This is a genomic window from Pantoea sp. Lij88, from assembly GCF_030062155.1.
Taxonomy (GTDB): Bacteria; Pseudomonadota; Gammaproteobacteria; order Enterobacterales; family Enterobacteriaceae; genus Pantoea.
The window spans coordinates 1673558-1697612 of sequence record NZ_CP118269.1 but is presented as its reverse complement, the minus strand read 5'-3'; the positions used below and the strand labels follow the sequence as shown (position 1 = coordinate 1697612).

At 55.2% G+C, this 24055-nt stretch carries 20 protein-coding genes; 6 read left to right on the top strand and 14 right to left on the bottom strand.

All coding sequences use genetic code 11. From position 1 onward, the window contains the following. Positions 1–34 precede the first annotated feature (34 nt). Positions 35–859 (bottom strand): iron uptake transporter permease EfeU, encoded by an 825-nt coding sequence (gene efeU, locus PU624_RS11625; RefSeq protein ID WP_283547742.1) that lies wholly within the window; start codon positions 857–859, stop codon positions 35–37. 190 nt (positions 860–1049) lie between these two features. Further along, positions 1050–2534, bottom strand: coding sequence for a sodium/proline symporter PutP (gene putP / locus PU624_RS11620; protein ID WP_283547741.1), 1485 nt, complete (start codon positions 2532–2534; stop codon positions 1050–1052). Positions 2535–2985: 451 nt separating this feature from the next. On the opposite strand from putP, the gene putA reads away from it, so the two are divergent. Beyond that, complete coding sequence (gene putA / locus PU624_RS11615) at positions 2986–6933, top strand: trifunctional transcriptional regulator/proline dehydrogenase/L-glutamate gamma-semialdehyde dehydrogenase (RefSeq protein WP_283547740.1); 3948 nt, start codon at positions 2986–2988, stop codon at positions 6931–6933. Positions 6934–7851: 918 nt separating this feature from the next. Here the strand turns inward: putA and PU624_RS11610 are convergent. The 10 genes from PU624_RS11610 to PU624_RS11565 form a co-directional block, all read right to left on the bottom strand. Continuing rightward, complete coding sequence (locus PU624_RS11610; RefSeq protein WP_283547739.1) at positions 7852–8928, bottom strand: acyltransferase family protein; 1077 nt, start codon at positions 8926–8928, stop codon at positions 7852–7854. Between the two features lie 463 nt (positions 8929–9391). After that, the gene (gene tcyN / locus PU624_RS11605) at positions 9392–10144 is read right to left on the bottom strand and encodes an L-cystine ABC transporter ATP-binding protein TcyN (protein ID WP_283547738.1); all 753 of its coding nucleotides are present in this window, start codon (positions 10142–10144) and stop codon (positions 9392–9394) included. Further along, a complete protein-coding gene (gene tcyL, locus PU624_RS11600) occupies positions 10141–10809 on the bottom strand; it encodes a cystine ABC transporter permease (RefSeq protein ID WP_003854540.1) in 669 nt (222 codons plus the stop codon). Before tcyL ends, tcyN begins: the two co-directional genes overlap by 4 nt. Continuing rightward, complete coding sequence (gene tcyJ, locus PU624_RS11595; RefSeq protein WP_283547737.1) at positions 10809–11609, bottom strand: cystine ABC transporter substrate-binding protein; 801 nt, start codon at positions 11607–11609, stop codon at positions 10809–10811. The genes tcyL and tcyJ overlap by 1 nt, the downstream gene beginning before the upstream one ends. A 113-nt stretch (positions 11610–11722) precedes the next feature. Then, on the bottom strand, positions 11723–12709 hold the full coding sequence (locus PU624_RS11590; protein WP_283547736.1) for a D-cysteine desulfhydrase: 987 nt from the start codon (positions 12707–12709) through the stop codon (positions 11723–11725). Positions 12710–12951: 242 nt separating this feature from the next. Continuing rightward, positions 12952–13455, bottom strand: coding sequence for a flagella biosynthesis regulatory protein FliZ (fliZ, locus tag PU624_RS11585; RefSeq protein WP_179895473.1), 504 nt, complete (start codon positions 13453–13455; stop codon positions 12952–12954). Positions 13456–13505: 50 nt separating this feature from the next. Continuing rightward, positions 13506–14228 carry an RNA polymerase sigma factor FliA gene (locus PU624_RS11580; protein ID WP_003854529.1) on the bottom strand — a complete coding sequence of 241 codons (723 nt, stop codon included), beginning with the start codon at positions 14226–14228 and terminating at the stop codon, positions 13506–13508. Between the two features lie 144 nt (positions 14229–14372). Further along, on the bottom strand, positions 14373–15341 hold the full coding sequence (locus PU624_RS11575) for an HNH endonuclease signature motif containing protein (RefSeq protein ID WP_283547735.1): 969 nt from the start codon (positions 15339–15341) through the stop codon (positions 14373–14375). A 281-nt stretch (positions 15342–15622) separates the two neighbouring features. Continuing rightward, on the bottom strand, positions 15623–16825 hold the full coding sequence (gene fliB, locus PU624_RS11570) for a flagellin lysine-N-methylase (protein WP_283547734.1): 1203 nt from the start codon (positions 16823–16825) through the stop codon (positions 15623–15625). A 160-nt stretch (positions 16826–16985) separates the two neighbouring features. Next, positions 16986–18314, bottom strand: coding sequence for a FliC/FljB family flagellin (locus PU624_RS11565; RefSeq protein ID WP_283547733.1), 1329 nt, complete (start codon positions 18312–18314; stop codon positions 16986–16988). A 336-nt stretch (positions 18315–18650) separates the two neighbouring features. Here PU624_RS11565 and fliD point away from each other — a divergent pair, with 336 nt between their 5' ends. From fliD to amyA, 4 genes are all read left to right on the top strand, one after another. Continuing rightward, positions 18651–20066: a flagellar filament capping protein FliD gene (fliD, locus tag PU624_RS11560; RefSeq protein WP_283547732.1), complete on the top strand. Its 1416-nt coding sequence runs from the start codon at positions 18651–18653 to the stop codon at positions 20064–20066. An 8-nt stretch (positions 20067–20074) separates the two neighbouring features. After that, positions 20075–20479, top strand: coding sequence for a flagellar export chaperone FliS (fliS, locus tag PU624_RS11555; RefSeq protein ID WP_283547731.1), 405 nt, complete (start codon positions 20075–20077; stop codon positions 20477–20479). Further along, on the top strand, positions 20479–20844 hold the full coding sequence (fliT, locus tag PU624_RS11550; protein ID WP_283547730.1) for a flagella biosynthesis regulatory protein FliT: 366 nt from the start codon (positions 20479–20481) through the stop codon (positions 20842–20844). The genes fliS and fliT overlap by 1 nt, the downstream gene beginning before the upstream one ends. Positions 20845–20945: 101 nt before the next feature. After that, positions 20946–22427, top strand: coding sequence for an alpha-amylase (gene amyA / locus PU624_RS11545; protein ID WP_283547729.1), 1482 nt, complete (start codon positions 20946–20948; stop codon positions 22425–22427). 104 nt (positions 22428–22531) lie between these two features. On the opposite strand, the gene yedD is transcribed toward amyA, so the two are convergent. After that, the gene (gene yedD / locus PU624_RS11540) at positions 22532–23005 is read right to left on the bottom strand and encodes a lipoprotein YedD (protein WP_283547728.1); all 474 of its coding nucleotides are present in this window, start codon (positions 23003–23005) and stop codon (positions 22532–22534) included. A 243-nt stretch (positions 23006–23248) separates the two neighbouring features. On the opposite strand from yedD, the gene PU624_RS11535 reads away from it, so the two are divergent. Beyond that, entirely contained in the window at positions 23249–23572 is a 324-nt protein-coding gene (locus PU624_RS11535) for a DUF6388 family protein (RefSeq protein WP_008926858.1), read from the top strand. Positions 23573–23671: 99 nt separating this feature from the next. Here PU624_RS11535 and iraP read toward each other — a convergent pair whose 3' ends face one another. Further along, the gene (gene iraP / locus PU624_RS11530; protein WP_283547727.1) at positions 23672–23971 is read right to left on the bottom strand and encodes an anti-adapter protein IraP; all 300 of its coding nucleotides are present in this window, start codon (positions 23969–23971) and stop codon (positions 23672–23674) included. Positions 23972–24055: the final 84 nt, after the last annotated feature.

The following is a 24055-nucleotide window of genomic DNA, read 5'->3' as shown; positions in this document are numbered from 1 at the left end:
GCAGGCGCGGCGGACGCGCCCAAAAATTGTCTGATTAAACCGTGGCCGACGCAGCAGGACGCGCAGGCATAAAGAACAGAATCAGCGCCGGGATCAGGTAGACGAAGTAAACCGTCACTTCACTGACGCTTGGCGTCTCCTGATAACCCAGAATCCCTTCCAGCAGGGTGCCGAACAGCGAATGGGTCGATAAGGTATTGCTGAGATCGAAGGCCACATCCTGAAAGCGATTCCATAAGCCCGCTTCGTGGAAGGCGCGAATCGCACCGGCTGCCAGGCCCGCGGCGACAAACAGGATGAACACGCTGGTCCAGCGGAAGAAATGCGCCATATTCAGGCGGATACCGCCCCAGTAGAGCAGCATGCCCAGCACGACCGCCGTTGCCAGCCCCAGCACCGCGCCAATCGGCGGCGCATAACCGACATCCTGGGTAAAGGCCGCCAGCAGGAAGAACACCGACTCCAGCCCTTCACGAGCTACGGCCAGAAACACCATCAGCACCAGCGCCAGACCGCCCCGGCCGGAGCGTTGCAGCGCCTGATCGACCGCCTGCTCCAGCTCGACCCGGATATTGCGGGCGACTTTGCGCATCCAGAACACCATTGAGGTAAGAATTACTACCGCAATCAGCGCCACGATGCCTTCAAACAGCTCCTGCTCTTTTTGCGGGAACTCACCGGTGGTGGCATTGATGAACAGACCCAGGCCCAGACAGAGCGCAGCGGCGATAAACACGCCCGCCCACATCGCCGGGAACCACTGGGTGCGCTGGGTGCGCTTGAGATAGCTGGCAATCAGGCTGACAATCAGCGCGGCTTCGAGCCCTTCGCGCAGCATGATGAGAAAAGGAACAAACATCGCCAACCTCTTAAATGTTAAGCAGCGTCAATAAACAGTAAAAACAGGTAAAGTGTAAACGATACCGATTATCATTATCGCTGCGAAAAAAACAAGTTACTGGCGGAGATAATTTCATCTTTGGGTGATTTATCTTTGTAACAAAAAGGCCCGCCCCTTGCGGGACGGGCCTTGCCGGTTAACGCTTCGCTTATTTGGTCTGGAATTCGGCCTCAGCGGCGGCAAAGCGCTGCTGCGCTTCAGCTGATGGCTCACGTCCCATCAGACTGAAGACCACAATCGCAATGCTGGCAAAGATGAAGCCAGGGATGATTTCATACAGGCCCAGCCAGCCATACTGTTTCCACACCAGCACGGTCAGCGCGCCGATAATCATACCCGCCAGCGCACCGTTACGGTTCATGCGCTTCCAGCAGACGCCAAACAGCACGACCGGACCAAACGCCGCACCAAAGCCCGCCCAGGCGTAGCTTACCAGGCCCAGCACGCGGTTTTCCGGGTTAGCCGCCAGCGCGATTGCAATCAGCGCCACCAGCAGCACCATCAGACGCCCTACCCACACCAGCTCTTTCTGGCTGGCATTTTTACGCAGGAAGCCTTTATAGAGGTCTTCCGTCAGGGCGCTGGAGCAGACCAGCAGCTGACAGCTCAGCGTGGACATCACCGCCGCCAGAATCGCAGAGAGCAGAATACCGGCAATCCATGGGTTGAACAGGATGCGTGCCAGCTCGATAAAGACACGCTCAGCGTTGTCGTTAACGCCGGTTGCCAGCGTCGGGTTGTTCTGGAAGTAGGCAATTCCAAAGAAGCCCACCGCGACCGCACCTGCCAGGCAGAGCACCATCCAGGTCATACCGATGCGGCGCGCGGTACGGATTGAACGATGTGAATCTGCCGCCATAAAGCGCGCCAGAATATGCGGCTGCCCGAAGTAACCCAGACCCCAGCCGAGCAGCGAGATCACCGCGACGAAGTTCAGCCCTTTGAGCATGTCGAGGTTTTCCAGGCTCTTCGCCTCAATCACCGCCATCGAATCGGACCAGCCGCCGACCGCGATAATCACAAACACCGGCGTCAGGATCAGCGCAAAAATCATCAGGCTCGCCTGAACGGTATCGGTCCAGCTCACCGCCAGGAAACCGCCCACCAGCGTATAGAGGATGGTCGCCGCTGCACCGGCCCACAGGGCAGTCTGGTAACTCATACCAAAGGTGCTTTCAAACAGACGCGCACCGGCCACCACGCCCGAGGCGCAATAGATAGTGAAGAACACCAGGATAACGATAGCGGAGATCACACGCAGAATTTTACTGTGGTCTTCAAAGCGGCTGGTAAAGAAGTCCGGCAGCGTCAACGCGTTGTTGTGATGCTCGGTCTGAACGCGCAGGCGACCCGCCACGATTTTCCAGTTCAGCCAGGCACCGATAGTCAGGCCAATCGCAATCCAGCTTTCAGAGATACCGGAGATAAAGATGGCGCCCGGTAAGCCCATCAGCAGCCAGCCGCTCATATCGGATGCACCGGCAGAGAGTGCCGTGACCACGCTACCCAGGCTGCGGCCACCGAGGATGTAATCATCGAAGTTTTTGGTCGAGCGATAAGCCGCAAAACCGATTAATACCATCCCAAGAATATAAACCAAAAAGGTCACCAGCATTGGTGTACTTACACTCATCTGTCTCTCCACTTATTATTTGATATCCCAGAGAAATCGCCAGCTACCCGCCTGCCGGAACGGGGCAGAACGGGCCGATTTTCTTCGTCTGGGCGTCAGTCATGTCCCAGCGGCGCGGTATCCTGCCGGAAAGGCGTTGTGCGCACAATGGATTTAACACAGGCGTTACAGTGATTTCACTAACCGTTTGTGAAAACGTGCTGATAGGTTGCACTCGCTCACAGTTATCCGGTTGCACCACCGTATTACCTGCCTGAAACCCGCATTTTATCGGGCCTGCCAACCTGGCGAGGATCTTGCAGCAATATCCGTGCCGCATTGCAAAATTTAACAATCGGCGACTTTAAAAGGGTGTTAACTGGCTCACATTTAACACGGTTGCACAAAGTTGCAACTTAAGTGATAGTGCAGCCAACGCCGTATCGAACCACTATCAAGGAGCTCTGGAGTCATGGCTACAACCACCATGGGTGTAAAACTGGATGACGCGACACGCGAGCGCATCAAACTGGCTGCGCAGCGTATCGATCGCACGCCACACTGGCTGATCAAACAGGCGATCTTTAACTACCTGGGCCAGCTGGAAAGCGGCGATGCCGTGCCGGAGTTCCCGCTTTCTGCCCAGGCAGCCGCGGAGTCCGATGATGTCCAGCCAGAGGAGACGCACCAGCCGTTCCTCGACTTTGCAGAGCAGATTTTACCTCAGTCAGTGACCCGTTCAGCCGTGACCGCCGCGTGGCGTCGTCCGGAAACCGATGCGGTGCCAATGATGCTGGAGCAGGCGCGCTTACCGGCGGCGCTGGCAGAGAAAACCCATCAGCTGGCTTACCAGCTCGCCGACAAGCTGCGGCACCAGAAAGGGGCAACTGGACGCGCTGGCATGGTGCAAAGCCTGCTGCAGGAGTTCTCCCTTTCCTCTCATGAAGGTGTGGCGCTGATGTGCCTCGCCGAAGCGCTGCTGCGTATTCCCGACAAGCCAACGCGCGATGCGTTAATCCGCGACAAGATCAGCAACGGCAACTGGCAGTCACATCTGGGACGCAGCCCGTCGCTGTTCGTCAATGCGGCGACCTGGGGCCTGCTGTTTACCGGCCGTCTGGTCTCGACCCACAACGAAGCCAACCTCTCAAGCTCGCTGAACCGCATTATCGGGAAAGGTGGCGAGCCGCTAATCCGCAAAGGCGTGGATATGGCGATGCGGCTTATGGGTGAACAGTTCGTCACCGGTGAAACCATTGCCGAAGCGCTGGCCAATGCCCGCAAGCTGGAAGAGAAAGGCTTCCGCTACTCCTATGACATGCTGGGCGAAGCGGCCCTGACCGCAGGTGATGCCAAAGCCTACCTGCTCTCTTATCAGCAGGCGATACATGCCATCGGCAAAGCGTCGAATGGCCGTGGCATCTATGAAGGCCCGGGCATCTCCATCAAGCTCTCCGCACTGCATCCCCGCTACAGCCGTGCACAGTATGAGCGCGTGATGGAAGAGCTCTACCCTATTCTGAAATCACTGACGCTACTGGCCCGCTCCTATGACATCGGTATTAACATCGACGCAGAAGAAGCTGACCGGCTGGAACTGTCGCTGGATATGCTTGAGAAACTCTGTTTCGAGCCAGAGCTGGAAGGCTGGAACGGCATCGGCTTCGTCATTCAGGCCTACATGAAACGCTGTCCGTTTGTGATTGATGAGCTGATCGATCTGGCGCAGCGCAGCCGCCGTCGCCTGATGATCCGTCTGGTGAAAGGCGCCTACTGGGACAGCGAAATTAAGCGCGCCCAGATGGAAGGACTCGAAGGCTATCCGGTTTACACCCGTAAGGTTTACACCGATATCTCTTACCTGGCCTGCGCCCGCAAACTGCTGGCCGTGCCCAGCCTGATCTATCCGCAGTTCGCCACCCACAACGCCCACACCCTGGCAGCGATTTATCAGCTGGCGGGCAATAACTATTATCCCGGTCAGTATGAGTTCCAGTGCCTGCACGGCATGGGTGAACCGCTGTATGAGCAGGTGGTTGGCAAAGTGGCGGACGGCAAGCTTAATCGTCCGTGCCGCATCTATGCGCCGGTCGGTACCCATGAAACCCTGCTGGCCTATCTGGTTCGTCGTCTGCTGGAGAACGGAGCCAACACCTCATTCGTAAACCGCATTGCTGATACCTCGCTGCCGATTGATGAGCTGGTGGCCGATCCGGTAACCGCCGTCGAGAAACTGGGTGCCAGCGAAGGTGCTATTGGCCTGCCGCATCCGAAGATCCCGCTGCCGCGCGAGCTGTATGGCGAGAACCGCGTCAACTCTGCGGGTCTGGATATGGCCAACGAACACCGTCTCGCCTCACTTTCCAGTGCCCTGCTGAGCAGCGCGGCACAACCCTGCCTGGCCGAGCCAATGATCGACGGTGAAGCGGGTGCGGGCGCGTTGCGCGACATTCTGAACCCAGCGGCACCAGGCGATCGCGTGGGCCAGGTCCGTGAAGCGACAGAGCAGGAAGTCTCTGCGGCGCTGGATGCCGCGGTGAACAGCGGACCGATCTGGTTTGCCACCCCGCCGCAGGAGCGTGCGGCGATTCTGGAACGCGCCGCACAGATTATGGAAGGCCAGATGCAGCAGCTGCTTGGCATTCTGGTGCGTGAAGCGGGCAAGACCTACAACAACGCCATCGCGGAAGTGCGCGAAGCGGTTGATTTCCTCTATTACTACGCCGGAATGGTGCGCGACGATTTCGACAACGAAACCCATCGCCCGCTCGGTCCGGTGGTCTGCATCAGTCCGTGGAACTTCCCGCTGGCAATCTTTACCGGTCAGATTGCGGCCGCACTGGCCGCGGGTAATAGCGTGCTGGCTAAACCGGCTGAACAGACGCCGCTGATTGCTGCGCAGGCGGTTCAGATCCTGCTGGATGCGGGTGTACCGCCAGGCGTGCTGCAACTGCTGCCGGGTCAGGGTGAAACCGTCGGCGCACAGCTGACCGGGGATAACCGGGTGCGTGGCGTGATGTTTACCGGCTCGACTGCGGTCGCGACGCTGCTACAGCGTAATCTGGCCGGTCGCCTTGACCAGCATGGTCGTCCGGTGCCGCTGATTGCTGAAACCGGCGGGATGAATGCGATGATCGTCGACTCTTCCGCGCTGACGGAGCAGGTAGTGATCGATATCGTCGCCTCTGCCTTCGACAGTGCCGGACAGCGCTGCTCTGCCCTGCGCCTGCTCTGCATTCAGGAAGATGTCGCTGACCATACGCTGAAGATGCTGCGTGGCGCGATGGCGGAGTGCCGCATGGGCAATCCGGAGCGCTTCTCAACCGATATCGGCCCGGTGATTGATGCCGAGGCGAAAGCCAATATCGATCGCCATATTCAGGCGATGCGTAACAAGGGCTTCACGGTTTATCAGGCGGTGCAGGATAACCCGCAGGACAGCAGGGAGTGGAACAGCGGCACCTTTGTTAAGCCGACGCTGATCGAACTGAATCAGGTCAGCGATCTGGATAAAGAGATTTTTGGACCGGTGCTGCACGTAGTGCGCTTCACCCGCACTACTCTGCCGAAGCTGGTTGAGCAGATTAACGCCTCCGGCTATGGCCTGACGCTGGGTGTGCATACCCGCATCGACGAGACCATCGCGCAGGTCACGGCAAACGCCAGGGTCGGCAATCTTTACGTCAACCGCAACATGGTGGGCGCGGTGGTCGGCGTGCAGCCGTTTGGCGGCGAAGGCTTATCCGGAACCGGTCCGAAAGCCGGTGGTCCGCTCTATCTCTACCGCCTGCTGGCCCATCGCCCGGATAGCGCGCTGCGTCTGACCTTTGATCGTCAGGATGCCGAACGCCCGGCGGATAGCACGCTGCGTCAGGCACTGCTGGCACCGCATCAGGCACTCAGCAACTGGGCCAAAGACAGGCCGGAACTGGCTGAACTCTGCCACCACTATGGCGAGCTGGCACAGGCGGGCGTCGTCCGTCTGCTGCCCGGCCCGACGGGCGAGCGCAACACCTTCTCGCTGTTGCCGCGCGATCAGGTGCTCTGTCTGGCGGACAACGAGCAGGATGCGTTAATCCAGCTGGCGGCAGTCACCAGCGTCGGCAGTAAAGCGCTGTGGCAGGACGATGAGCTGCATCGCGCCCTGCGCGCCTCGCTGCCTGATGCGGTGAAAGCGCGCATTACGCTGGCGCGTGACCCGTTAACGGCGGAGTTTGATGCGGTGATTTATCACGGCGATGCCGATCAGCTGCGCACCCTGTGCGAACAGATTGCGGCGCGTGACGGCGCGATTGTGTCGGTGCAGGGCTTTGCCCGTGGCGAGACCAATCTGCTGCTGGAGCGTCTGCTGATCGAGCGTTCGCTGAGTGTGAATACGGCGGCGGCTGGTGGTAATGCGAGTCTGATGACGATTGGGTAACAGTGACGCTTAAGGGGGGTGAGTGTTCGCTGCGCGAACGGGCTTGCTGCGGAGCTGAAGCTGGGAGTGTTCGCTGCGCGAACGGGCGCCGGGAAGATTTCGTTCGCCTTGCAGGCTGCACGTGAAAAAGCCGGGGTGTTCGCTGCGCGAACGGGCTATGAGAAGGTTTCGTTCGCCTTGCAGCGGGCTCACACTGAGCGGGTTCCGCCCGCCAGGCGGTGGGCAGTTTCAGGTCCTCCGTGCAGGCGGTCGTATTAAGGGGCGAACGCCCGCCCCTTAACAATCCCGGCGTCCGGCTGCCTCCGCGCCCCGCTCTGCGGGGTACCTTCGTCACGCCCTGCGGCCCGCGGACCGTCCGGACTCGCCATCCCTGGCTCGTGCCGTCCTTTCGCCGACGTCCTGTCGGCTCATCCTTGCCTCCGGTTGTTCCTCAGCGCTTCGGACGCCTCTCCCAAACCCACGCCTGTAATATTTTTTGATTTCAGGAATGCAGAGCAGTCTGACGGCCAGATAATCACAGGCCATCCCAAAAACCTATAGCGATAAAATATTAAACCTTATGAGGATAGATAACAGCGAGGGTGTTGGGGAGGCCGTCAGAACCGCTGAGCGGATGAGGGATTTCAGGATGAGCGACAGGGATGTCGCGAAGAGACGGGTTCGCGCCAGGGATGGCGCGTCCCGGCGGTCCGTGAGAAATCCGGAAGAAGCGAAGGGACCGCGAAGCGGCGGTGAAGCAGGCCGGACGCCGGGATTGTTAAGGGGCGGGCGTCCGCCCCTTGACGCGTCCGCCTGCACGGGCGACCTGAAACTGCCCACAGCCTGGCGGGCGTAACCTTCTCAGGGTCAGCCCGCTGCTAAGCGTACCCTGCCCGCTTCCGGGTGGAAGCTACCGCCCACCTTGCTGCAAAGCAAACCTCATCCCCTGCCATGCGCCCGCTTAACCAAAGTCGGAAACACAAACAGCGACTGCCCCACTCCGCGGTTGGTCAGCGACCAGATCGCCACTGAACACAGCGAGCAAATCCCCACGATCGCCACCGGATAGAAACAGGCCCAGAGGAACGAAAACCAGGCCTGCTCAAACAGATGGTGCCGCTGCGCAAACAGAATCGCGGACATCCCAAAGAACTCGATAAAAATACGGTGGATGACGTAAATCTGCAGTGTATTGCGGCCGACCCAGTTGAGATAGCGCATGCTGAAATGCTGATTCAACCAGCGGCAGGCGGCGATGCTGAACAAAACCGCCAGCACACACAGGAACAGACTCTTATCGAGGCCGAATATCACATGAATCCCGGCCACTGCCGCCAGTAGTGCCCACGGCATAAGGTTCTCCCGCCGCCATTCACTCAGGCGCAACATGGTCTGACTCCAGAACGCTCCCAGCAGGAAGAACAGGAAATATTGCGCCAGGCTCTGAGGTCCCCAGAACGGGATTATTTTCTCAACCGCCAGATAATTGAGCACGATCGCCACCGCGACCAGGGCCAGTTTATATTCACGGAACACTTTGGCGCAGAGGAAATAGAGTCCCAGCCCATAGAGATACCACGACGTACTCATGGCCATAAACGTCAGCTTGAGAAATTCGAATAACGAACCGGCATAGGCAGCATTCAGATTCTGTGAAATACGCTGGCCGGTAATTTCGGTAGAGATACCGATAATTGACCACCACTGAATAAAGCCCCACAGAATATAGAGATAAAAGAGATTAGTGATGCGGCTGGTAAACACCTGTTTCCATGGCCGGTTAATAATGCCATTGGTCGCCAGCAATCCCGACACAAAGAAAAAGGCGGGCATACGCAGCGGCGACAGAACCGTATTAAACTGTATCCATATTTCGGCGGGAAACCATCCGGCAGTAAGGTATTTCATCGTCCCTTCAAAGCCGGGTAAAACCGTGTGGTACAGGACCACCAGCAATATGCAGGCGCCCTTCAGGGTATCTACCCACAATATCTGGTCTGATTTAGTCTGGCTCATTCAATGACTCCTGCTGTGTAGGTCAGAATGCTGGTAAGTAAAAGCGAGGAAATCAGTATTGCTTTTATGATTATCCAGCGATTATTCGCCATTGAACCGATGATGAATGTAGCGAAACTCTTAAAAGCCGCTGACTGGTCCTGTTGCCACAGTTATTTACTTAGCCGAACGTTTCCTTACACTTATTAATCAGCCGGGCAATAAGTGAATAATCAGCGCCGTCACGAGAGCAAAGGATAATAGCGCTTGATAATCGACAAAATATAAATAAGAGAAAGTGGCAGCAGTAAACGCCAATAAATATCCGATGAAAGGAAAAGATTTGTCAGATGTGCCAAAAGGTTTAACGGCCGAATAAATACCTGTGATATTGCAGCGGAAATTATGCTGACAGCCGCCAATAAGGGCGTGAAAACGCGGGGGTTAAACGGGTTAAAACTGCCTTCCGGGGAAGGCAGTGGCGTTACTGATTGAGAAATTTGTCGAGGAACTGACGGGTGCGCGGCTGCTGAGGATTACTGAACAACGCTTTCGCCTCGCCCTGCTCCACTATGCGTCCCTGATCCATGAAAATGGCGCGGTCAGCAACATCGCGGGCAAAGCTCATCTCGTGCGTGACGATGACCATGGTGCGTTTCTCTTCGGCCAGCGCGCGAATGGTGCTGAGCACCTCGCCCACCAGCTCCGGATCCAGCGCCGAGGTCGGTTCATCGAACAGGATCACTTCCGGCCGCATCGCCAGCGCACGGGCAATCGCCACACGCTGCTGCTGTCCACCCGACAGACGGCGCGGATAACTCTCTTCTTTGCCGTGCAGCCCGACCTTCTCCAGCAGCGTGCGCGCGCGGGCTATTGCATCCGCCTTCGCTTCACGTTTGACGATAACCGGCCCTTCAATGATGTTCTCCATCACCGAACGGTGCGGAAACAGATTGAAGTTCTGGAAGACAAACCCGACCTGCTGACGCAAACGACGCACCTGCTCTTTCTGCTTGCTCTGGGCCAGCGCCGCATCCACGGTAATCTCTCCGACACGGATGGTGCCGCTATCCGGCACTTCCAGCAGGTTGATACTGCGAAGCAGCGTGGTTTTACCTGAGCCGCTGGGACCGATAATCGCCACGACTTCACCTGCGGCTACATCAAGGTCGATGTCGTGCAGCACCGTCTGGCCGTTAAACGATTTCACCAGCTTTCTGACTTCGATGGCGCTCATTTCGACTCCGAATCCTGACGATTAACATGCTGTTCCAGCCGGTTCTGCAACGCAGACAACACCGTTGCCATCACCCAGTAGATCAGCGAGGCCGCCAGATACATGGTGAAGACTTCCAGCGTGCGCGAGGTGATCAACTGCGCCTGACGGAACAGCTCCGGCACCTGGATGGTCGCCGCCAGCGAGGTATCTTTCACCAGGCTGATAAAGCTGTTACCCAGCGGAGGCAGCGCGGTGCGTGCTGCCTGAGGCAGGATAACCCGGCGCAGGGTCTGCCAGCGCGTCATACCGATACTGGCTGCCGCTTCCCACTGTCCGCGCTCAATCGATGAAATTGCGCCGCGCAGAGACTCTGAAGCATAGGCGGCGGTATTCAGGGAAAGACCAATCATCGCAGAGGGGATCGGATCCAGCTCAATGCCAAACTGCGGCAGGCCGTAATAGATCATAAACAGCTGAGCGATCAGCGGCGTGCCACGGAAAATCGAGACATAGATCCGCGCCAGCCAGCGAACCGGCCAGAAACGCGACAGACGCATCAGCGCCAGAATAAAGCCCAGCAGCAGACCAAAGAACATCCCGCCGATGCTGAGCTGAAGCGTAAACAGCGCGCCTTTTAATAAAAAAGGTGCTGAATCCAGCACCAGTTGAAGACTTTCCTGCATTATTTCGTCACGTCCGCGCCAAACCATTTCTCAGACAGCTTGCTCAGCGAGCCATCTTTTTGCATATCAGCAATGGCCTGATCGATCGCTTTCAGCAGATCGTCGTTGCCTTTACGAATCGCAACGCCCGACTCCTGACGGGAGAAGGCATCACCCGCGACGGCCATGGTATCGCCGGTTTTCTTCACCAGATCCAGCGCAGCCAGACGGTCGACCAGGATGGCATTCAGACGGCCAGAACGCAGATCCTGATATTTCGTCGGGTCATCATCATAGGTACGGATGTCCACGCCTTTCACATTCTCACGCAGCCACTGTTCGTAGTTCGTGCCCAGACCCACGCCCACTTTCTTGCCCGCCAGATCGGCCGGTTTGGTGATGGTGTTTGCGTTGGCTTTCATGGTCAGCGCCTGAATGCCGGAGACCGTGTAGGGCGTGGAGAAGTCATACTTCTTCTTACGCTCATCAGAGATCGTCACCTGATTGATCACCACATCGATGCGCTTCGCATCAAGTGAGGCCAGCATGCCGTCCCATTTGGTCGGTTTCAGGCTCGCCTTAACGCCCATGTGCTGCGCCAGCTGCTCTGCGAATTCCACTTCGAAGCCGGTCAGCTTGCCCTTTTCATCCTGGAAACTGAATGGCGGATAAGTGCCTTCCAGACCCACCAGCAGCGTGCCGCGCTCTTTAATTTTGTTCAGCAGATTTTCCGCTGCAAAGGTTTTAACGTTGACGCCGGCAATCAGCGCCACAGCCATGACGCCCATCACCATCTGACGACCTGCACGAGAAAAGGACATATTCACCCCATTATTGACAGTATTGTGTGTGTGTTCTTATAAGGGCAGCACGGCTTATCGCTGCCCGTTCAAAATGATAACGCACGGAGTATAAACTGTTTTATTCGCTTGTCTCAGACCGAAGGATGATAAGCAAATAACGCCGGCGCGCCGCCCGTATGAATAAACAGCAACGGCCCTTCACGACGGAAGCGATTCTGGCTGATGCCATCCAGCAGTCCGGCCATCGCCTTGCCGGTATACACCGGGTCCAGCAGGATCCCTTCCAGCTGCGCCAGCAGTTTTACCGCAGCCATGCCTTCATCATTCGGCTCACCGTAGCGCGGCGCGAAATAGTCATCCCACAGGGTAATGGGAGCCTTAGCCTGCACTTCCAGGTTTTCTGCCAGCGACTGACGCAGCCGCTCAACCAGCGGCAGCTGCGCCCCAACCTGGCGTGAAACGGTGACGCCGACCAGCTCAGTCTCCGGCAGCAGATGCTCCAGACCGACCGCCAGTCCGGCATGGGTGCCGGCGCTGCCTGAGGCCACGACCACGGCGGCAAAGTCGACCACGCCTTCACTCTGATGAGCGATCTCCTGCGCGCACTCTACATAGCCTAGCGCACCCAGCGCATTTGAGCCGCCGACCGGCACGATGTAAGGGCGGAAGCCCTGTGCTTCCAGGCGCGTGGCCTCTTCAGCCAGCTGTTCAGTGGGATTGTGCAGCGCATCCACCATGATCACTTCCGCGTCCATCAGCTCCAGTAACAGACGGTTGCCGTTGCTCAGGTAGTTTTCAGAATGGGTGCCGATCGGGTTTTCCAGCAGCGCTACGCACTTCAGGCCAAGACGGGCCGCGACCGCCGCCGTCTGACGCACATGGTTGGACTGAATCGCGCCTGCCGTCAGCAGCACGTCGGCACCTTCCCGCAGCGCGTCGGCCGCCAGAAATTCGAGTTTGCGCAGCTTGTTCCCGCCCATCGCCACGGGCGTGAAATCATCGCGTTTGATGAAGATATCGCGACCCAAATAGTCGGAGAGCCGTGGCAGATGTTCTAACGGCGTCGGTGCGCCCAGCAGTTCAAGACGGGGAAACTGGTGTAACAGATGTAAAGACAATGCGGCCTCCGTTCGGGCACTGGAATCATCTTTATAGTGTTGCAGAAGATACGCAAAGGATCACCCTGATTCAGGTGTCCGCAGATGCGGTGAGACTAACGTGATGGCAAACGGGTGCCGGGAAACAGGCAGTAAAATGCGGGGAGAAAGAAGCGCCGTGCTCCCCCTTCCCTTTACCCGGCTGGCGGGCAAAGGGAGAACGTGCCGCAGGCACGCGGGGGAGCAATCGGTGCAGATCAGGTTTACGCCTGCTGCCAGCCTAAGAACTGATCGTACTTGCGCAGCGCGATGCGGTAATTGTTATTACCGGCATCAGGCAAATCGCTTTCCAGACACTGATGCCAGCTATTTCCTTTAAGCCTGTCGGCCGGGAAATTTTTGGCTTTCAGCATCTCATCCAGTCGACGAAGACGCACCACATACTCACGAATCGTGCTGGGGCTCATCTCTGTCTGCTCAAACAGATACTGTTTGAACGCCATAATGTCGAAGTAATTAGGATGGGTATTGCAAAAAATATCACTGCAAAAACGACAAAGCGCAGTCAGTTCGGGCTGAAGTTTCAGCCACAGCTGCTCATCAATCATCTGGTCCATCCGAGCGATGGCCTCTTTATTGATGATCTGGCCACGAAAAACGAGCGCCATTCGATCTAATACCTTGCCACAGTGTGAACAATTGCTCTGGCTGTGTTTATAGTCTTTAAGATAACGACTTAACGGTCTGGCCTTGGTCTTGGCTCCCATTACTGAGTCCCCGGTTTCTTATAATTTTGAATCGCCAGGAACTGATACTGCTAGCGCGCTCCCGCAAGTCGGGCCCGCAGGCGTTTAATCGCCTGACTGTGCAGCTGGCTGACACGGGATTCACCCACATCAAGTACCGCGCCAATCTCTTTCAGGTTCAGTTCTTCCTGGTAGTACAGTGTCAGCACCATCTTTTCACGATCGGGTAACGCTTCGATCGCTTCAATGACGCGCTCACGCAGACTCCCTTCAAGCAACTGGTGAAGTGGATTAGCCTCTTCATGGCCTTCCGTCACCAGCTCCGCGCTGTCGCCGTGCTCTTCCCGATACTCGTCGTAGGAGAAAAGTTGACTGTTGTTGGTGTCCAGCAGGATCTGCCGGTACTCCTCCATGGAAACATTCAGCTGCTGCGCCACTTCCTGTTCGGAAGCAGAACGCCCCAGCGACTGTTCCACTCTGTGCATTGCTCCGGCCACCTCACGTGCGTTACGACGCACGCTGCGAGGTGCCCAGTCCCGACTACGAAGCTCGTCGAGCATGGCGCCACGAATACGCTGCACGGCATAGGTGGTAAAAGCTGTACCCTGAAGCGCGTCATAGCGCTCTACGGCATTTAACAGCCCTATCCCACCCGCCTGCAGCAGGTCGTCAAGCTCAACGCTGGCCGGCAGGCGAACCTGCAAACGCAACGCTTCATGACGCACCAGCGGCACGTAGCGCTGCCAGAGCGAATGCTTGTCCATCACGCCTTCGGCGGTATAGAAATCGTTCACGTTGACTATCCTGCGTTAATGAAGTTATCGGCATGATTATCCAATTCTGTAGCGTTTTCGATTGACTGAATAGGCGGGGTAAAACGAGGCTATTTCATTTTTGTTACGTCAGAGTGCAGATCCTTCTGCACTCATCAGCGGGAATTAACGACGGGCGCGCAGCCGTTGCCGCGTGGCGGGTGGCACAGCGGCCCACAGGCTGCAGATACGACCATCCAGCTCCTGATACCAGGGCGCAATATGCTGTCGCGCCTCCTCGCCAGGATGCACCTGAATCTCTCCCGACTCACCATTAATGCTAATCAGTCGGTTAATAAACAGACGCTGTAAATCACTGCGTAAAAACAGGCCGTTATCGATACTGTTATCGGCCAGCACGCCGTCATCCCCTTCCAGCGTGTCGATATGGCAGGCTTCCACCCACGGCCAGCCGGGGCGTTCGGTCAGCTCGGTTCCGGTCATCACACAGGCTCCATAGCGGGCTTTGACACCGGCGTTGAATTCCGCCTGACTGGCGCGCTGCAACACCCGTGCTTTGACGCGACGCCCGACTTCCGTTCCCGGCATGACCGCCACCGGGACTTTGTGCTGCGGCGTGCTCAGGACCACGATGAACTGAATGCGCTGCGACTGCGGAAAACAGGGATCCGCCTGCGGACTGAAGAGCTGCCAGTAAGCGTCATCATCATCCTGATGCATCATCACCAGTTTGTAGCCGCGACTGTTCAGCAGATTTTGTGCCGTGGCAGATTGCGGATCGATCATCGCGAAGACCTGGCTGCTGCCCATCACCTTCCACAGGTTTTCACGCTTCTCGTTCTCGCTGCGACGGAAATAGAGAAAAGAGAGATTCTGCTTCAGGTAGTGCTCAAAGCGACGCAGGTAATTTTTACGTTCATTGTCATGCGTGATGAAGAGCAGATCCTCCAGCGGACTGTTGCTCTCCTCCTGCGCGAAAACGGCACGGATTTTCAGCGTGCGCAGGCCGGTTGACGGACTCAGCAAGGCGCGCGCGGTTAACTCTTTGTCATCAGGATATTGCAAGGCATAACGCCGGGCGATCTCTTCGAAGGTCAGCCGCTCGCCCGGTAACAGGTCATAATTGAAGCGCATAGACACTCCACAAAGTGAAAATCATTAAGGATGTTGTTCTGTAGAGAGTTATCGGCAGTCTGAGGGGGAACTGTAACGAGGTTGGGTGTTAAGGGGTGAGAGAAAACGCGCCTGCACCAGTGTGGTCAGGGTTCTGGACAGTGGTTGACTGACTATCGCGTACCAATGCCCTGGCGTGACGGTGTGAAAATAAACCGGCACGCCAGCGGCGATGTTTACGGTTAGCCGCCGAGGCAGGAACAGGCGGTTGCTGCACGTTCCTGAATCTGCGCCATCCGGGATTATTTCAGCAGATAAATCAGTGACAGATCGTCATTGACCTTAACCTTGTTAATCTCGGCGACGAACGCCATCACCGACTCTGGATTATGTTTGGTTATCGAGTGGAAGCTGTAAATGATATTAATAATATCTTCCTCATCAATGGTTCCGACTAATTCAACAGTGGCGGCTATCAGTGATTTAAGCAGGAACCATTCTGCCGTCAGAAGATACAAACTCATCAACGGGCTGCGACTTTCGTCGTTAGGGAAAAAATCCTCATAAATGCGGTACTGAATATAGTTATTCATTATCCACGGACGTTCAGCCAGCCACGGCATAACCTGTTTCTGCCAGACGGTATCCAGCCGGATCATCGGCTGACTGACATGGTCGGTTTTAGCGCCTTCAGTCTGAATGTAAATCAGCTTATTGAGGTAGTGATAGAGGGTAGGAAATGCCCGCTTGTGCGTCATTCCGCCGAACCAGCCCTGCAATCTCATCAGTAAAGACCATTGCAGGTTATGGTCAGGCTTTACCTGATCAAGCTGCTGTCTGATATGGCCCTGAGCCAGACTATCGAGCACGGCAGAAAAATGGCGTTCCATCTGTTCCAGCCAATCTTTTTCAGGGCTTATTCTTTCAGCACCCAGCAGAAAACTCGTCAGCGCGTAGAACCCTTCATCAAGCTTTTCAGCACTGACTTTAACAATATTCAGACACATTAGATTCAGCAACTTTTTTTGCTGATCGAGATTTTTCGCTTTGAAGGTTTCAGCCTGAGGTTTAATTGTCTCCTCAAATAGCATCGCATCAGGTGAGGTTAACAACTGCCGGGCCGCCTCAGGACAGGAAATCATCAGGGTCTTTTGCTGCTCAGTTTTGAAAATTCGGGACTTTCTGGGATAGGTGGCGCAGGTATTGCTCAGTGCGGAGGCGCCCAGACTGGCGTGGACTTTGCACAGACGGGATTCATCCATAAACGCGCAGTTGCCTGATGCAGTCAGCTTCATGGTGCCCCAACTGGCATAGCTTTTTCGGGTGATATCGATGTTTTCAACGGCCAGGGTTTTTATTTCGATCTGCGACGATTTTAAATAGCGATTAACCGTCGGCTTATCCAGATTGATATTCCAGCCTTTGCAGCAGTGATCGCGACATTCACTGCCAATACATTGAAAGGCACTGACAAAAAGCGGTTCCACAACAGTAATATTTTTCATTTTTACCTGCTCAACAGAGGCACTTAAAAGAATAAGGTATGTTGTCAGGATAAATTATCAGAGAGGGATCGATTGACTGAGAAACAGGGTAAAAACATGCTAATCATACGCATAAAAAAAACCCCGCCGAGGCGGGGTTTTGAATGAGGGTTGTAGGCGATTAGCCCTGCAGCAGAGACAGAACCTGCTGTGGAACCTGGTTAGCTTTAGACAATACTGAGTTACCAGCCTGCTGCACGATCTGTGCTTTAGACATGTTGGAAACTTCAGTTGCGTAGTCAGCATCCTGAATACGAGACTGTGCAGCAGACAGGTTAGTGGTGGTGTTGTTCAGGTTAGTCACCGCTGAGTTCAGACGGTTCTGTACCGCACCCAGGCTTGAACGGAAGGTATCGACAGATGCGATAGCTTTGTCCAGCATAGCCAGTGGATCGTTAGTTGCTGCACCTGCGAACTGTGCGGTAGCAACAGTTGCGCCTTTCGAACTCAGTTCGATAGGAGTGGTGTCGCCGGTTTTAACATCAGTAGGAGTCGTTGAACCGCTGTTCGCAAGAACATCAGTACCAGTACCCGTTGCGCCAGCAACGTAGTTTTTACCCTGGACAGTTACGAAGCCTACTGCAGAACCGGTGCTGTCAGCGCCAACTTTAACGAACTGACCAGCCTGAGTTGCGCCAGAAACACCGTTAACTGCGTCATTGTATTTAACAGTAGTCGTGTTCAGCTCAACTTTGCCGCCAGTACCTGCAGTTTTATCTACAGAAACAGCGTAGTTATCGCTACCAGAGGTAACAACGTAGTTAGAGGTTGAAGCGCCATCTTTGTCCAGCACGTTGTGCAGTGACAGAGAGCTGGCATCAACACCCAGTTTGGTAGCAACGTCTGACAGGTCAACTGTCGCCATTTTGCCGCTGGTGTCGCCAATCTGAGTAATAGAATCGCTGGTTTTCAGTGCGTTTTTAGAAACTGAGAAACCAGACAGGCCCAGAGTAGAAGAGTCAATCTTCTTCAGGTCGATGTTGATGGTTTCGCCGTCGTTTGCGCCGACCTGAATTTTCATTGCGCCGTCTTTAGCCAGCACGTTCACGCCGTTGAACTGAGTCTGACCAGATACGCGGTCGATTTCGCTCAGACGTGATTTGATTTCGTCCTGGATTGAAGACAGGTCAGAATCAGAGTTGGTGCCGTTCTGAGACTGTACAGTCAGCTCACGAACACGCTGTAAGTTGTTGTTGATTTCTGACAGCGCGCCTTCAGTAGTCTGCGCAGCAGAGATACCGTCGTTGGCGTTACGAGCAGCCTGAGTCAGGCCCTTGATGTTAGAGGTGAAACGGTTGGCAATTGCCTGACCAGCAGCGTCATCTTTCGCGCTGTTGATACGTAAACCAGAAGACAGACGCTCCATTGAAGTAGACAGAGCTGACTGGTTCTTGTTGATGTTGTTCTGAGTGATCAGCGAGAGGCTGTTGGTATTAATGACTTGGGCCATGATGAATTTTCCTGTTAATCAAGTCTTTCGGTTAAGGTGTGGGCTTCAACCCGCCGGCTTCAGCGCCGTCAAAGTTGTTATCGTCTGCCGTTTAACAACCTTTAGAATTTTTTTAGTACCAGGCGAATTTTTCTGCTTCAACCTGTCACGTTTTAAGTTATCGCCATCGGCCCGAACTTCTTTAGACTTAATTCATTAATTTTCTAGCCGCTGAATTACCCTTCTCTATAGTGCTTATTTACCTCATTACCCTAAGGCAAATAACTTTAAACTTTCCTTATTCAAGGCCGATAACCCAGGTATCAATTTCTCTGTCGACCTTATAAAGGAATTAACATGGCTAGTATAAGCAATCTCGGTGTGGGCTCCGGCCTGCCACTCAGCACCATGCTTGACAGTTTGACCACCGCTGAAAAAGCTGCACTTACACCCATTTCTAAACAGCAGACGGCTTATACGGCCAAGCTCAGTGCCTATGCGACGCTGAAAAGTTCACTGACGACGTTCCAAACCGCGAACACCAAGCTGAACAGTGCCGACCTGTTTACCGCCACCACCGCGGTCAGCAGCTCGACGTCATTTAGTGCGACGACCTCTGGCAGCACCGTGGCCGGTAAATACGCCATTAACGTGACGCAGCTGGCGCAGGCGCAGGTTCTGACCTCCTCCGTGCAGAGCAGCAACACCGCCGCACTGGGCGACAGTTCTGTGGCCAGCCGCAGTATCGCGATTACCTTAAAAGATGGTTCCAGCAAAAGCGTAACCCTCTCCAGCGATCAGACTTCGCTGACCGGTATGCGTGATGCTATCAACGGCGCCAATGCCGGTGTCACCGCTACCATTATTAAGGTGTCGGATGGCAGCTTCCGCCTTTCCATGAGTGCTAACAAAACCGGCAGCGATAATGCGGTAGCAACGATTGCCGTCACCGGCGACAGCACGCTGCAGGGAATTGTGGGCTTTGATGCCTCAGCCAGCAGCAATCCGATGACGCAGAGCGTTGCGGCACAGAATGCCCAGCTTACGGTCAACAACGTTGCGATTGAGAACAGCAGCAATCAGATCAGTGATGCGCTGGAAGGCATTACCTTAAATCTGACCGCGCAGACAACGGGCGCTCAGACGCTGACGATTACTAAAGACACCTCAAAAGCGTCAAGCGCCATCAGCGCCTGGGTCGATGCCTATAACTCGTTGCTGGATCAGTTCAATACCCTGACCAAATACACCAAGGTTGATACCAATACGGACTCTCAGGACTCCAGTAATGGTGCCCTGATTGGTGACAGCACATTGCGCACGATTGAAACGCAGCTGAAAAGCATGCTGACCAATGCGCAGAGCTCCTCTTCCTACAAATCGCTGGGACAGATTGGCATCACCACCGATCCTCAGACCGGTTCATTGAAAATTGATGCGACGAAGGTCAGCGCTGCGCTGGATAAAGATGCCGCAGGCGTAAAAGAGATGATCGTGGGCGACGGTAAAACCACCGGTATTACCACAAAAATCGCGACTAACGTCACGGGCTGGTTATCGTCTAAAGGGATTGTTCAGGCCGCTACCGATGGCGTCAGCAAGACACTGAATAACTTAACCGCCCTGTATAACACCACCAGCGATCGCATTGACGCGGATATCGCACGTTACAAGACACAGTTTACCCAGCTGGATATGGCCATCAGCAAACTCAACTCGACCAGTACGTATCTGACACAACAGTTCGATACCTCAAGTTCTAATAAATCATAGGAGTGACCATGTACAGCGCTACAGGCACCAAAGCCTATGCAAAAATTGGCGTCGAAAGCGCCGTCATGAGCGCCACCCAGCAGCAGCTGGTTGGTATGCTGTTCGACGGTGCACTGAGCGCGTTAATCCGCGCCCGTCTGTTTATGCAGGATGGCAATATTGAAGGCAAAGGCAGCTCTATTTCCAAAGCAATCAATATTATCGAAGCGGGCCTGAAAGAGGGTCTGACTGAAAACCGTGGTGATGAGCTGGCAGACAATCTGCTGGATCTTTACAACTACATGACGCGTCGCCTGTTGCATGCCAACCTGCACAATGATGTTGCAGCGGTCGAGGAGGTCGAAGGCCTGCTGCGCAATATCGCGGACGCGTGGAAAGAAGTGGTTCACTCAATGATTCAGGACGCCGTTTAATGACTACTGCACCGCATCTGATTACCGTTTACCAACAGTTACTCGATCTCAGCCAGGGAATGCTGCGTCATGCAGCACAGGGCGAATGGGATGAATTGATCAGCAGGGAGATGGAGTATGTCAGTGCGGTGCAGAACTTAGCTGAATCGACAGACGCCGTATCGCCCTCGTCGCAGACGCAGGAGCAGTTACGCCCGGTGCTGCGCCGTATTCTGGATAACGAATGCGAAGTGAAACGTCTGCTGCAGGCGAGAATGGATGAGCTGGCCTCGCTGGTGGGTCAGAACACCCGTCAGAAATCGGTCATGTCCGCCTACAGCAGTCAGGGCGGCTTAGTCATGGTACCGCGCGAAACCCTCTCCTGATCCCCTGCTCTGCTACGCCGCCAGATTTATTTCTCTGCGCGGCGTCTCTTTTCTGCCGCTTACTCCATACTTGATTTTCATCATCCCCTGGAGTGTGGTACATGCAAAACCCAACGTTATTACAGTTTTTCCATTGGTATTACCCGGATGGCAGCAAACTGTGGCCGGAAGTCGCCGATCGCGCGGCCTGGCTCAGCGAAATTGGTATCACCATGGCGTGGTTGCCACCGTGTTACAAAGGGGGTTCTGGTGGCTATTCTGTCGGTTACGACAGCTACGATCTGTTCGACCTGGGGGAATTTGATCAGAAAGGTGGCGTTGCCACCAAATATGGCGACAAAACGCAATTACTGGCAGCGACAGAAGCCCTTCGCAGCCACAACGTTGGCGTGCTGCTGGATGTGGTGCTGAACCATAAAATGGGCGCTGATGAGAAAGAGGCGATCAGCGTGAACCGCGTCAATCCGGATAACCGCGACGAAATTTACGACGAGGTCGTCGAATGCGAAGCCTGGACTAAATTCACCTTCCCGGCCCGCGCCGGAGAATATTCAAAATTTGTCTGGGACCACAAATGCTTTAGCGGCGTAGACCACATCGAAAATCCGGACGAAAACGGCGTATTCAAAATCATCAATGACTACACCGCCGAAGGCTGGAACGATCAGGTCGATAACGAGCTGGGCAACTTCGACTATCTGATGGGCGCCAACATCGATTTCCGCAACAACGCGGTCAGGGAAGAGCTGAAATACTGGGCGCGCTGGGTGATGGAACAGGTACCCTGCACCGGCTTTCGTCTGGATGCGGTAAAACATATCCCGGCCTGGTTCTACAAAGAGTGGATCGAGCATATTCAGGAAGTCGCTGAGGAGTCGATGTTTATCGTCGCGGAGTACTGGTCGTTTGAAACCGAGAAGCTGCAGGAGTATGTGCATCAGGTGGAAGGCAAAACCATGCTGTTTGATGCGCCACTGCACATGAACTTCCATCAGGCCTCCACCGCAGGCAGCGCCTACGATATGAGCCAGATTTTTGCCAACTCGCTGGTCGTGGCTGACCCGTGGCATGCTGTGACCATCGTGGCCAACCACGATACCCAGCCGCTGCAGTCGCTGGAAGCGCCGGTTGAAGCCTGGTTTAAACCGCTGGCCTATGCGCTCATCCTGCTGCGTGAACAGGGTGTCCCTACCATTTTCTATCCCGATCTGTTCGGGGCGACCTATGAAGATGAAGGCGGCGACGGCGAGACGTACAAAATTGAGATGCCGGTGATCCCGGAGCTGGAAGGGTTAATCCGGGCGCGCCAGCAGTATGGCTGGGGCGTACAGACCGACTATTTCGATCATCCCAACTGCGTGGCGTTCAGCCGCAGCGGCACTGAAACGCAGCCGGGTTGTGTCGTCATCATGTCGAACGGCGATGCGGGCGAAAAAAGCGTGCCGATGGGTGAAGGTTTTGCCGGTAAGGTCTGGCGCGATCATCTGGGGAACCGTGAAGAAACGGTTACCGCCGATGAGCACGGCACCGCGGTATTTGCCTGTAACGGTGGCAGCGTCAGCGTCTGGGTGGTTGCAGAGTAAGTCAGTGGCAGAATTAGTGACGCCGTGAAAACGAAAACCGCCCCGGCAGGCAAGAGCGTAAGTGCGCTCTGCCCGGCCGGGGCGGTTTTTTTATGGACAGGCGGTTAAGACTTCGCGTTGTTTTCTGTAATCGGGGTGCGCAGCAGTTGCGGTTCGATGTTCTGAATCACGGCGGCTTTTGGCTGCTTCGCCACTTCATCCAGTGCCTGCTGACACTCGACGGTCGGACGCGCCACTTTACGCAGGGTCAGCCGGTCGTAACTCAGTTCACCATTCTCCACCACCAGCGGCATCACCCGCAGCTGACGTGTCACATTGACATAATCGCCGTCGAGACGCGTCAGTTTGCCCGGCTTCGCGATCACCCGCATCCACTGACGACAATCCAGCGTGCTGCCATCCGCATTAATGATCACGCTGGCTATCGCCTTGTCGTTGATCAGGCTGCTCTGTGGGCCGACAGTTTGCCAGGTTCCCTGCAGATCAGCGGGCGCCGGCGTCTGCACCGCGTTTTCATAATCGTTGATTTGCGCACAGCCACTCAGTGCCATCGCGGCAATCAGCATCCACTTTTTCATGTTTAATCCCTAAGATCACGTCAATGGCGGCTACGTTATAATTTTTCCACCGCGTTACGCAAGATATCTGGGTGTTCAAACACGACGCAGCCTGTGATTACAGCGCAATTTCACCGGCAGCAAGGTCAGGAGTCAGCGTTTTTACCGGCAAATCGCTGGCGGATGGGGTTCTCTGCCACGCCTGACAAGCGGGAGACAACCCGCTACACTGGCGCGCTGCAACAGACTTTCAGGAATATGAATATGAAAACGCCAGAAGCCTACTATGCCCAGGCACGCGAGATGTTTTTTACCGCGCATCCCGACTTTCAGTCTGCACTGGATGAATTAACCGAGAGCGATGCCCGTGCCGCTAATCTGTCACTGCGACAGCTGCGCGAATGGCATGCCGAACGCATCTATGCGGCCTTTTTGCGTCAGAAGAATCTGGATGGGATGATTTTCTCTATTCAGCTGGCTGAGCCGGATAAAGCGGTGGCGGCTGAAGCGATCGAGACCTATCTCAAGTCTCATGCTGAGTCACTGGGGATGAGCTGGGAAGAATTTTGCATTAAAAACGAGCTGTAATCAGTGCTGCGCTGAAGATGTCTGGCACCCACAGTGTGCCTGCACTGCCTCTGGAGATGTTGCCGGGCTTCAATCTCCAGAGGCGAATTTTCTCCGGCCCTACTCTCTCTCTTCCGTGGCTTTGCCTTTCACTTCTACATAACTTGCGACGGCGAGCAGACGATTAATGTGCGTCAGCAGCAGGTCAACATCAGACTGCAGAAACTCGGTCGAGGATTGCGAAGCGGTAATAATGGCATCCTGTACCGTTTCTGAAATGGTCAGCGAGTTGTCCTGTTTCGCCTGCACCAGCAGCGCTGCAACCAGCAGGGACTGCGCTTCAAGCTGCGCCGTCAATTCTTTTGCATCGACGTCCATCTTTGCCAGTTTTAGCAGAATATCAATTACCAGTTGTCGCATCGCGGACCTCCTGAAAAGTAAGCCGTCATTATGTCGCGATGCGTGCGTATTTTGCTAGTCGAAGATCGCGGTTTACGCGACATA